The organism is Citrobacter sp. LJND-P06, assembly GCF_058188415.1.
The window spans coordinates 2948947-2961280 of record NZ_CP187317.1 but is presented as its reverse complement, the minus strand read 5'-3'; the positions used below and the strand labels follow the sequence as shown (position 1 = coordinate 2961280).

7 protein-coding genes are annotated in these 12334 nt (G+C 53.9%); 6 read left to right on the top strand and 1 reads right to left on the bottom strand.

Annotated elements, in window-relative coordinates; all coding sequences use genetic code 11:
• Positions 1 to 22: 22 nt before the first annotated feature.
• The gene (gene trxB, locus ACO7SM_RS14165; protein ID WP_490468072.1) at positions 23 to 991 is read right to left on the bottom strand and encodes a thioredoxin-disulfide reductase; all 969 of its coding nucleotides are present in this window, start codon (positions 989 to 991) and stop codon (positions 23 to 25) included.
• Positions 992 to 1536: 545 nt separating this feature from the next.
• Between trxB and lrp the strand changes: the two genes are divergently transcribed.
• The 6 genes from lrp to dmsA all read left to right on the top strand — a co-directional run bounded on the left by lrp (position 1537) and on the right by dmsA (position 12325).
• Positions 1537 to 2031 carry a leucine-responsive transcriptional regulator Lrp gene (lrp, locus tag ACO7SM_RS14160; RefSeq protein WP_000228473.1) on the top strand — a complete coding sequence of 165 codons (495 nt, stop codon included), beginning with the start codon at positions 1537 to 1539 and terminating at the stop codon, positions 2029 to 2031.
• Positions 2032 to 2165: 134 nt separating this feature from the next.
• Positions 2166 to 6173 carry a DNA translocase FtsK gene (ftsK, locus tag ACO7SM_RS14155; RefSeq protein ID WP_490468071.1) on the top strand — a complete coding sequence of 1336 codons (4008 nt, stop codon included), beginning with the start codon at positions 2166 to 2168 and terminating at the stop codon, positions 6171 to 6173.
• A gap of 122 nt (positions 6174 to 6295) precedes the next feature.
• On the top strand, positions 6296 to 6907 hold the full coding sequence (gene lolA / locus ACO7SM_RS14150) for an outer membrane lipoprotein periplasmic chaperone LolA (RefSeq protein ID WP_490468070.1): 612 nt from the start codon (positions 6296 to 6298) through the stop codon (positions 6905 to 6907).
• Positions 6908 to 6917: 10 nt separating this feature from the next.
• Positions 6918 to 8261 carry a replication-associated recombination protein RarA gene (rarA, locus tag ACO7SM_RS14145; RefSeq protein WP_490468069.1) on the top strand — a complete coding sequence of 448 codons (1344 nt, stop codon included), beginning with the start codon at positions 6918 to 6920 and terminating at the stop codon, positions 8259 to 8261.
• Between the two features lie 91 nt (positions 8262 to 8352).
• A complete protein-coding gene (serS, locus tag ACO7SM_RS14140; protein ID WP_490468068.1) occupies positions 8353 to 9645 on the top strand; it encodes a serine--tRNA ligase in 1293 nt (430 codons plus the stop codon).
• A 235-nt stretch (positions 9646 to 9880) separates the two neighbouring features.
• Positions 9881 to 12325 (top strand): dimethylsulfoxide reductase subunit A, encoded by a 2445-nt coding sequence (gene dmsA, locus ACO7SM_RS14135; RefSeq protein ID WP_490468067.1) that lies wholly within the window; start codon positions 9881 to 9883, stop codon positions 12323 to 12325.
• The last annotated feature ends 9 nt before the right edge of the window (positions 12326 to 12334 follow it).

Genomic DNA, 12334 nt, shown 5'->3' with positions numbered 1-12334 from the left:
CTTTTGTTTATGATTTGTAAACTTATTTACAGGCGTCGGCTAACCCATCGAGATAACGCTCTGCATCCAGCGCCGCCATGCAACCTGTTCCCGCAGACGTAATTGCCTGGCGGTAAATGTGATCCATCACGTCGCCAGCCGCAAAGACGCCTGGAATGCTGGTTTGCGTGGCATTACCATGAATGCCTGACTGCACTTTGATGTAGCCATTTTCCAGCTCTAGCTGACCGTCGAAAATAGCGGTGTTCGGGCTGTGGCCGATGGCAACGAACAGACCCGCAACGTCCAGCGATTCAATGTTGTCGGTGTTATGCGTATCGCGCAGACGCAGGCCAGTAACGCCCATCTGATCGCCAGTCACTTCTTCAAGCGTACGGTGGGTATGCAGCACGATATTGCCGTTTTCGACTTTATCCATCAGACGTTTGATCAGGATTTTTTCTGCACGGAAACTGTCGCGACGGTGAATCAGATGGACTTCAGACGCGATATTCGCCAGGTACAACGCTTCTTCAACGGCCGTGTTGCCGCCGCCAATGACCGCGACTTTTTGATTGCGATAGAAGAAACCGTCACAGGTGGCGCAGGCGGAAACGCCACGTCCCTTGAACGCTTCTTCTGATGGCAAACCGAGATAGCGAGCGGAAGCCCCGGTGGCAATGATCAGCGCATCACAGGTGTATTCGCCATTGTCGCCAGTCAGACGGAACGGACGGTTCTGCAAGTCCACCTTATTGATATGATCGAAAATTATCTCGGTATCAAATTTTGTCGCATGTTCATGCATGCGCTCCATCAACAGCGGCCCCGTCAGGTCGTTTGGATCGCCCGGCCAGTTTTCCACTTCGGTCGTGGTGGTCAGTTGACCGCCTTTTTCCATACCGGTTACCAGTACCGGTTGCAGGTTTGCACGCGCAGCGTAGACCGCAGCGGTATATCCCGCTGGCCCTGAACCAAGAATAAGCAGTTTACTGTGTTTGGTCGTGCCCATGAGATCCCCATAGTTGTTGGCAGGCAATGGGCAGGATTGTAGGGAATTTGGTGACGTAAAAAAAGAGTATAGCGATTTTGTTAACAATTTGTGTAATAGCAGGAACCAATGAGAGGCCACGAAGAGGGCGCGACTATAATGATTTCTACTTAAAATAGGGGCGTTATAAGGTGATAAAATGACGATTAACGAACGCTCCCAATGAATAATTGGCATGTTGTACTAAAAATCGATGTTTTGCTTTGACAATCCCCTGCTGTTTTGCGAAAACATTCATTGAAGAAGAAAACAGTGATATGTGTGTGATGCATAACCATGCATGTAAATACCATGTTTACCGGCTAGCGAAATCTACGCATGGTGTGGACAGACGCCATTCGTGATATCGATAGCGGCCATCAGGCAACGGTCTTCTCACAATAGACCCGGCATTGCGCGCCGTTAATCCCTCTGGGTTTCGGTCTATTGTGATGGGCATAGGCTCTAAACAGTGATGTGCAAAGAGTCAGGCAGGAGTAGGGAAGGAATACAGAGAGACAATAATAATGGTAGATAGCAAGAAGCGCCCTGGCAAAGATCTCGACCGCATCGATCGCAACATTCTTAATGAGTTGCAAAAGGATGGCCGTATTTCGAACGTCGAGCTTTCTAAACGAGTTGGACTTTCACCGACACCCTGCCTTGAGCGTGTTCGTCGGCTGGAAAGACAGGGGTTTATTCAGGGCTATACGGCACTGTTAAACCCGCATTATCTGGATGCATCACTTCTGGTTTTTGTTGAGATTACTCTGAATCGTGGTGCGCCGGATGTGTTTGAGCAATTTAACACCGCAGTACAAAAACTTGAAGAAATTCAAGAGTGTCATTTAGTTTCCGGTGACTTCGACTACCTGTTGAAAACACGCGTGCCGGATATGTCTGCCTATCGTAAGCTGCTGGGGGAAACCCTGCTGCGTCTGCCTGGCGTGAATGACACACGTACCTATGTGGTGATGGAAGAAGTAAAACAGAGCAATCGTCTGGTAATTAAGACGCGCTAACACGGAACAGGTGCAAAATCGACGCAGTTTGATTACACTCCTGTTAATCCATACAGCAACAGTGCCGGGGCAACCCGGTGCTGTTGTCCGTTTTAGCATCGGGCAGGAAAAGCCTGAAACCTGGAGAGCCTTTTTTGAGCCAGGAATACACTGAAGACAAAGAAGTCACATTGACAAAATTAAGCAGCGGGCGCCGACTACTGGAAGCGTTGCTGATCCTTATTGCCCTTTTTGCCGTCTGGTTGATGGCTGCCTTACTGAGCTTTAATCCCTCAGATCCCAGTTGGTCGCAGACGGCATGGCACGAACCTATCCATAATCTGGGCGGTATGCCGGGAGCCTGGCTGGCTGACACCTTGTTCTTCATTTTCGGCGTAATGGCTTACACCATCCCGGTCATTATGGTGGGGGGATGCTGGTTTGCCTGGCGACATCAGGCCAGCGACGAATATATCGATTATTTTGCCGTGTCGTTGCGCGTGATTGGCGTGCTGGCGCTCATTCTGACCTCCTGCGGTCTTGCGGCCATTAATGCTGATGACATCTGGTATTTTGCCTCTGGCGGCGTGATCGGCAGTCTGCTGAGCACGACGCTTCAACCTGTGCTGCACAGCAGTGGGGGAACCATCGCGCTATTGTGCATCTGGGCCGCCGGTCTGACGCTGTTTACGGGGTGGTCATGGGTCAGCATTGCCGAAAAATTAGGCGGCTGGCTGCTCAATCTTCTGACATTCGCCAGCAATCGTACCCGTCGTGATGATACGTGGGTCGATGATGAAGAATATGAAGATGACGACGAGTTTGCCGGTGAACCTGACGGCGTAAAACGAGAGTCCCGACGCGCGCGTATTCTCCGGGGCGCATTGGCTCGACGCAAACGTCTGGCAGAAAAGTTTACCAATCCACGCGGTCGTCATACCGATGCGGCGCTGTTTTCCGGCAAACGCATGGATGATGAAGAGGAAATTGAATACAGCGCGCGTGGCGTACCTGCCGATCCTAACGACGTGCTGTTCTCCGGGCATCGTGCGACTCAGCCTGAGTATGATGAATATGATCCGTTGCTCAATGGTCATTCGGTCACCGAGCCGGTAGCAGCCGCCGCCGTAGCGACAGCCGCTACGCAAGCCTGGGCTGCGCCTGCCGATCCCGCGTTACAAACTCCGTCGATTGCTGGCGCCGAACCTGTGCCTGTTGCACCTGAGATGCAATGGCAACCTGTACCAGGGCCGGAACATACCGACCCCGTTATCGCTCCGGCACCGGAAGGGTATCCGCAACCGTCGCAATATGGTCAACCTCAGGTTCCTGCTCATGAACCCTGGCAGCAACCCGCACCAGTTGAACCTCAGTCGCACTATTATGCGCCCCCGGTTGCGGAACCTGGCTACGAACAGCCTGTAGCGCCGCAACCGCAAACGCCATGGCAGCCACAAGAAGCCGTTGCGGAGCAAAGCTGGCAACCTGAACCGGTTTACCCACAAGAGCCGGTGCATTCCTCTGAGCCTGTTCAGCAACCGGAACCCATTGCCGTAGAGCCAGAGCCAGAGATTGAAGAATCTAAACCTGCGCGCCCACCGCTTTACTATTTTGAAGAAGTGGAAGAGAAGCGCGCGCGTGAGCGTGAGCAACTTGCGGCGTGGTATCAGCCGATTCCTGAACCCGTGAACGAACCTGAGCCGGTGAAGTATTCTTCACCTGTGACGGCGGCTATACCGCCAGTGGAATCCATTGCCGCGGCGGCGCCATTAGCGGCAGGCGTGAAAGATGCGACGTTGGCGGCAGGGGCAGCAGTCGCTGCGGCTGCACCGGTGTTTAGTCTCGCGGGGGATGGTGCGCCGCGTCCGCAGGTTAAAGAAGGTATTGGGCCGCAGTTACCGCGACCAAATCGTGTGCGTGTTCCGACGCGCCGTGAACTGGCATCGTATGGCATCAAATTACCGTCTCAACGAATGGCGGAAGAGAAAGCGCGCGAGGCGGAGCGTCTCGATTCTGATACGCAGTACTCTGAAGATGAAATCGAAGCGATGCAGCAAGATGAACTGGCTCGCCAGTTTGCGCAATCGCAGCAGCATCGTTATGGCGAAGAGTATCAGCACGATGGTTCTCAACCGGAAGACGAAGATACCCGCGCTGAGGCCGAGCTGGCGCGCCAGTTTGCCTCTTCACAGCAACAGCGTTATTCCGGCGAGCAACCGTCAGGCGCGAATCCATTCTCGCTGGATGATTTTGAATTCTCACCGATGAAAACATTGGTGGATGAGGGGCCGCATGAGCCGTTGTTTACGCCAGGTGTGATGCCGGAGTCTGCGCCTGTTCAACAACCGCAATACCAGCAGCCACAGCAGCCTGTTGCGCAGCCGCCGCAGTATCAGCAGCCGCATCAATCTGTTGCGCAGCCGCCGCAGTATCAGCAGCCACAGCAGCCTGTTGCACAACCGCCGCAATATCAGCAGCCACAACAGCCTGTTGCACAGCCGCCGCAATACCAGCAGCCACAGCAGCCTGTTGCACAGCCGCCGCAATATCAGCAGCCACAGCAGCCTGTTGCACAGTCGCCGCAGTATCAGCAGCCGCAGCAGCCTGCTCCGCAGCCAAAGGAAAGCCTGATTCACCCGCTGCTGATGCGTAACGGTGACGGTCGCCCGGCGCTTAAACCGACCACGCCGCTGCCGTCATTAGATCTGCTGACGCCGCCGCCAACGGAAATTGAGCCGGTGGATACCTTCGCGCTTGAGCAAATGGCTCGCCTGGTCGAAGCGCGGCTGGCAGATTTCCGTATTAAAGCAGACGTTGTGAACTACTCACCGGGCCCGGTTATCACCCGCTTCGAGCTGAACCTGGCTCCGGGCGTGAAAGCGGCGCGTATTTCCAACCTGTCGCGCGATTTGGCCCGTTCGCTGTCTACCGTCGCGGTGCGCGTAGTGGAAGTGATTCCAGGTAAACCTTACGTAGGTCTGGAATTGCCGAACAAAAAACGTCAGACCGTTTATCTGCGTGAAGTGCTTGATTGCGCACGCTTTCGTGATAACCCGTCGCCGCTCTCCGTGGTGTTGGGTAAAGACATTGCCGGTGATCCCGTCGTGGCTGACCTGGCGAAAATGCCGCACCTCTTGGTTGCCGGTACTACTGGTTCCGGTAAATCGGTCGGCGTGAACGCCATGATCCTCAGCATGCTCTACAAAGCACAGCCTGAAGACGTTCGCTTTATCATGATCGACCCGAAAATGCTGGAGCTCTCGGTTTATGAAGGTATACCGCATCTGTTAACGGAAGTGGTTACCGACATGAAAGACGCCGCCAACGCCCTGCGCTGGAGCGTCAACGAGATGGAACGCCGCTACAAGCTGATGTCAGCGTTGGGCGTGCGTAACCTGGCGGGCTACAACGAGAAGATTGCCGAGGCGAAACGCATGGGCCGTCCGATTCCAGACCCGTACTGGAAACCGGGCGACAGCATGGATGCCACGCATCCGGTACTGGAAAAACTGCCGTATATCGTTGTGCTGGTAGATGAATTTGCTGACCTGATGATGACCGTCGGCAAAAAAGTGGAAGAGCTGATCGCACGACTGGCGCAGAAAGCGCGTGCGGCGGGTATCCACCTGGTGCTGGCTACGCAGCGTCCGTCGGTTGATGTTATTACCGGCCTGATTAAAGCGAACATACCAACGCGTATTGCGTTTACGGTGTCGAGCAAGATCGACTCTCGTACCATTCTCGACCAGGGCGGTGCGGAATCGCTGCTCGGGATGGGGGATATGCTTTACTCCGCCCCGAACTCCAGCACACCTGTGCGTGTTCACGGCGCGTTCGTTCGCGATGAAGAAGTTCACGCCGTCGTGCAGGACTGGAAAGCGCGTGGTCGTCCACAGTACGTCGACGGCATCACCTCCGATAGCGAAAGCGAAGGCGGCGGTGGCGGCTTAGACGGTGGCGAAGAGCTGGATCCTTTATTCGATCAGGCCGTCAATTTTGTGACCCAAAAACGTAAAGCGTCGATCTCCGGCGTACAGCGCCAGTTCCGCATTGGCTATAACCGTGCGGCGCGCATCATCGAGCAGATGGAGGCGCAGGGGATCGTCAGCGAACAAGGTCATAACGGCAATCGTGAAGTGTTGGCTCCGCCTCCCTTTGATTGATTGCAAAGATCGGTAAATAAATAAGAATTCAGTCTTTTCTTCTTTCCTCATGCTGATTTTTGGCCTGGAATGGATAGCAGAGGGATCTCCCCATCGGGAGTGACGTATTTTGAGGAATAACAATGAAAAAAATCGCAATCACCTGTGCATTACTCTCAAGCTTTGTCGTGAGCAGCGTATGGGCCGATGCCGCCAGCGATCTGAAAAGTCGTCTGGATAAAGTCAGCAGCTTCCACGCCAGTTTCACTCAGAAAGTGACCGACGGTAGCGGTGCAGCGGTTCAGGAAGGCCAGGGGGATTTATGGGTTAAGCGCCCAAATCTGTTTAACTGGCATATGACGCAGCCCGACGAGAGTATTCTGGTGTCTGACGGTAAAACTCTCTGGTTCTTTAACCCCTTTGTCGAGCAGGCAACGGCGACGTGGTTGAAGGATGCGACAGGCAATACGCCGTTTATGCTGATTGCCCGCAACCAGTCCAGCGACTGGCAGCAATACAACATTAAGCAAAACGGTGATGACTTCGTCCTGACGCCGAAAACCAGCAATGGGAACCTGAAGCAGTTCACCATCAATGTCGGTCGTGACGGCACCATTCATCAGTTTAGTGCGGTAGAGCAAGATGGTCAGCGCAGCAAATATCAGCTGAAGTCTCAGCAGAATGGCGCTGTAGAAGCATCGAAATTTACCTTTACCCCTCCGCAAGGCGTAACGGTAGACGACCAACGTAAGTAGAGGCCTGTGAGTGAGCAATCTGTCGCTCGATTTTTCTGATAATACCTTTCAGCCACTGGCCGCACGTATGCGGCCAGAAAATTTAGCGCAGTATATTGGTCAGCAGCATCTGCTGGCTGCGGGTAAGCCATTACCTCGCGCCATTGAGGCGGGTCATCTGCACTCAATGATCCTGTGGGGGCCGCCTGGCACCGGGAAAACCACCCTTGCTGAAGTGATCGCCCGTTATGCCAACGCCGATGTCGAACGTATTTCGGCTGTTACCTCTGGCGTGAAAGAGATCCGCGAAGCCATTGAACGTGCTCGTCAGAACCGAAACGCGGGCCGTCGTACTATCCTGTTTGTCGACGAAGTTCACCGCTTCAATAAAAGCCAGCAGGATGCGTTTCTGCCGCATATTGAAGACGGCACCATCACCTTTATCGGCGCCACGACTGAAAACCCTTCCTTTGAGCTGAACTCCGCGTTGCTGTCGCGAGCGCGCGTCTATTTGTTGAAATCGCTGACCACCGACGACATTGAGCAGGTACTGAGCCAGGCGATGGAAGACAAAGCCCGTGGCTATGGCGGTCAGGATATCGTCCTGCCGGATGAAACACGCCGGGCAATAGCCGAACTGGTTAACGGCGATGCGCGTCGTGCGTTAAATACGCTTGAAATGATGGCCGATATGGCCGAAGTGGATGATTCCGGCAAGCGCACGCTTAAGACGGAACTGTTGACGGAAATCGCCGGGGAACGCAGCGCGCGCTTTGATAACAAAGGCGACCGCTTTTACGACCTCATCTCCGCATTGCATAAGTCCGTTCGCGGCAGTGCCCCGGATGCGGCGCTCTACTGGTACGCCCGGATCATTACCGCCGGTGGCGATCCGCTGTACGTTGCGCGTCGTCTTCTGGCTATTGCGTCTGAAGATGTGGGTAATGCCGATCCACGCGCTATGCAGGTCGCTATCTCCGCCTGGGACTGCTTCACCCGCGTTGGCCCGGCAGAAGGTGAACGTGCGATTGCGCAGGCGATTGTTTACCTGGCCTGCGCGCCAAAAAGCAATGCTGTTTATACCGCGTTCAAAGCCGCGATGGCCGATGCGCGTGAACGCCCGGATTTCGACGTGCCGGTTCACCTGCGTAATGCACCGACCAAACTGATGAAAGAAATGGGTTATGGGCAGGAGTATCGCTATGCCCATGACGAGCCCAACGCGTACGCCGCAGGTGAAGAGTATTTCCCGGCTGAAATGGCACAAACGCGGTATTACCATCCCACTAAACGGGGTCTTGAAGGTAAGATTGGCGAAAAGCTCGCCTGGCTCGCTGAACAGGATCAAAATAGCCGCACAAAACGCTACCGCTAGCGAAGGCGTTGCGGTAATGTTGGCAATGTATCTTTGCAACCGCAGGCTGCGGTTGCATTCCCTTTTTTAATTCGATAAGCACAGGATAAGCATGCTCGATCCCAATCTGCTGCGTACCGAGCCAGACGCAGTCGCAGAAAAACTGGCACGCCGGGGCTTTAAGCTGGATGTAGATAAACTTCGCGCTCTTGAAGAGCGTCGTAAAGTACTGCAGGTCGAAACCGAAAACCTGCAGGCAGAGCGCAACTCGCGATCGAAATCCATTGGCCAGGCGAAAGCGCGCGGGGAAGATATCGAGCCATTACGCCTGGAAGTGAACAAACTCGGTGAGCAGCTTGATGCCGCGAAATCTGAGCTGGATGTGCTGCTGGCGGAAATCCGCGATATCGCGCTGACCATCCCGAACATCCCTCACGATGACGTACCGGTCGGTAAAGACGAAAACGACAACGTTGAAGTCAGCCGCTGGGGCACCCCGCGTGAATTCGATTTCGACGTTCGCGACCACGTTACCCTGGGCGAAATGCACAGCGGTCTCGATTTCGCCGCGGCGGTTAAACTGACCGGCTCTCGCTTTGTGGTGATGAAAGGTCAGATCGCCCGTATGCACCGCGCACTGTCGCAGTTCATGCTGGATCTGCACACCGAACAGCACGGCTACAGCGAAAACTATGTACCGTATCTGGTGAACCACGATACGTTGTACGGTACAGGTCAGTTACCGAAATTTGCCGGTGACCTGTTCCATACCCGTCCGCTGGAAGAAGAATCCGACAGCAGCAACTATGCGCTGATCCCAACCGCAGAAGTGCCGCTGACCAACCTGGTACGCGATGAAATCATCGACGAAGACGACCTGCCGATCAAAATGACCGCGCATACGCCGTGCTTCCGTTCTGAAGCGGGTTCTTATGGTCGCGACACGCGCGGTCTGATCCGTATGCACCAGTTCGACAAAGTTGAAATGGTACAGGTCGTTCGTCCGGAAGATTCGATGGACGCGCTGGAAGAGATGACCGGCCATGCTGAGAAAGTGCTTCAGTTGCTGGGTCTGCCGTATCGCAAAATTGTTCTGTGTACCGGTGACATGGGCTTCGGCGCATGTAAGACCTACGATCTGGAAGTGTGGATCCCGGCTCAGAATACCTATCGCGAGATCTCTTCCTGCTCTAACGTCTGGGATTTCCAGGCTCGCCGTATGCAGGCGCGTTGCCGCAACAAGTCTGACAAAAAGACCCGTCTGGTTCATACACTGAACGGTTCTGGTCTGGCGGTTGGTCGTACGCTGGTGGCGGTAATGGAAAACTATCAGCAGGCAGATGGCCGCATCGCGGTGCCGGAAGTATTACGTCCGTATATGAACGGACTGGAATTTATCGGCTAATACTGCTTTCTTTGAGTTAAAAAAGCGCCTCAGGGCGCTTTTTTTATGCCCGTTTGATACCGAACAATAATCCATACTCCCTTAGGGGTAATACTGGCTTCGTATGAAACTCAGCAGATTTCGCTGAATTTCATCACACTCATTATATATAAATATATATAGCGATAATATCGATATATAAATAACTACACAACGAAGTATTGCCTTTGTTATGTGAGCAGCAGAGTGAGCCATTATGAAAACTAAGATCCCCGATGCCGTACTGGCAACTGAGGTGAGTCGTCGCGGTTTGGTAAAAACGACGGCGATAGGCGGACTGGCAATAGCCAGTAGCGCGTTCACCCTGCCATTTACCCGAATCGCGAATGCCGCTGAAGCAATCAGCCCGGCCCAGTCCAGCGAAAAAGTGGTCTGGAGCGCCTGTACGGTAAACTGTGGTAGCCGCTGTCCACTGCGCATGCATGTGGTGGATGGAGAAATCAAGTACGTTGAAACCGATAATACCGGTGATGATGATTACGAAGGATTGCATCAGGTACGCGCCTGCCTGCGTGGACGCTCTATGCGTCGACGTGTCTACAATCCTGACCGCCTGAAATATCCGATGAAACGTGTAGGTCAGCGCGGAGAAGGCAAATTCGAGCGTATTAGCTGGGATGAAGCCTACGAGATCATCGCGACCAATATGCAACGTTTGATCAAAGACTATGGCAACGAGTCTATCTACCTGAACTACGGCACCGGTACGCTCGGCGGTACGATGACGCGTTCATGGCCGCCAGGCAAAACGCTGGTTGCGCGTCTGATGAACTGCTGCGGTGGGTATCTGAACCATTATGGGGATTATTCTTCTGCGCAAATTGCGGCCGGACTGAATTACACCTACGGCGGCTGGGCGGATGGCAATAGCCCTTCTGATATTGAGAACAGTAAACTGGTCGTACTGTTTGGTAATAACCCTGGCGAAACCCGCATGAGCGGGGGCGGGGTAACGTATTACCTCGAACAGGCACGTCAGAAATCAAATGCACGAATGATAATCGTCGACCCGCGCTACACCGATACCGGGGCAGGGCGAGAGGATGAATGGATCCCGATTCGTCCGGGTACCGATGCGGCGCTGGTTAATGCGCTGGCGTACGTACTGATTACAGAAGACATGGTCGATCAGCCGTTCCTCGACAAATACTGTGTGGGTTACGACGAAAAAACCTTACCTGCCAGCGCGCCGAAAAATGGTCACTACAAGGCGTATATTCTGGGGCAAGGTAAAGACGGTATTGCGAAAACGCCTGAATGGGCCGCGCAAATTACCGGTATTCCGGCTGAACGAATTGTGAAACTGGCCCGTGAAATCGGCAGCGCTAAACCGGCCTATATTTCGCAAGGCTGGGGGCCGCAGCGCCATGCGAATGGTGAAATTGCGACGCGCGCTATTTCCATGCTGGCGATACTGACCGGCAACGTCGGCATTAACGGCGGCAACACCGGGGCACGCGAAGGCTCTTATGACGTTCCGTTTGAACGTATGCCGACGCTGGAGAACCCGGTAGAAACCAGTATTTCGATGTTCATGTGGACGGATGCGATTGAACGCGGCCCGGAAATGACCGCGCTGCGCGACGGTGTGCGTGGTAAAGACAAGCTTGATGTGCCGATCAAAATGATCTGGAACTACGCGGGCAACTGTCTTATCAACCAGCACTCGGAAATCAACCGCACACATGAAATTCTCCAGGATGACAAGAAGTGCGAAATGATTGTCGTCATCGACTGCCATATGACCTCTTCAGCGAAATATGCCGATATTTTGCTGCCTGACTGCACGGCATCTGAACAGATGGACTTTGCGCTGGATGCCTCCTGCGGGAATATGTCGTATGTGATTTTCACCGATGAAGCCATCAAGCCCCGTTTTGAATGTAAGACTATCTATCAGATGACCAGCGAGCTGGCAAAACGTCTGGGGGTAGAGCAGCAGTTTACGGAAGGGCGTACCCAGGAAGGGTGGATGCGCTATTTGTATGAGCAGTCGCGCAAAGCCATGCCAGAGCTTCCGTCATTTGAAGAGTTTCGCAAGCAAGGGATCTTTAAACAGCGCGATCCTGAGGGGCATCACGTGGCGTACAAAGCGTTCCGTGAAGACCCACAGGCCAATCCACTGACGACACCGTCCGGTAAAATCGAGATCTACTCGCAGGCGCTGGCAGAGATTGCGGCGAGCTGGGAATTGCCTGAAGGTGATGTGATCGATCCGCTGCCGATCTATGCGCCGGGTTTTGAAAGCTACAACGATCCGTTGACCAAAGACTATCCGTTGCAGTTGACGGGCTTCCACTACAAGTCTCGCGTGCACTCAACTTACGGCAACGTGGATGTGCTGAAAGCGTCCTGTCGTCAGGAAATGTGGATTAACCCGATGGATGCGCAAAAACGTGGCATCAAGAACGGAGACAAGGTTCGTATCTTCAATGGCCGTGGTGAGCTTCATATCGAAGCCAAAGTCACGCCGCGTATGATGCCTGGCGTTGTCGCGCTGGGGGAAGGAGCCTGGTATGACCCGGATGCGAAACGCGTGGATCAGGGCGGATGCATTAACGTTCTGACAACACAGCGCCCATCGCCTCTTGCGAAGGGAAATCCGTCACATACCAACCTCGTTCAGGTTGAAAAGGTCTAAGGAGTAACC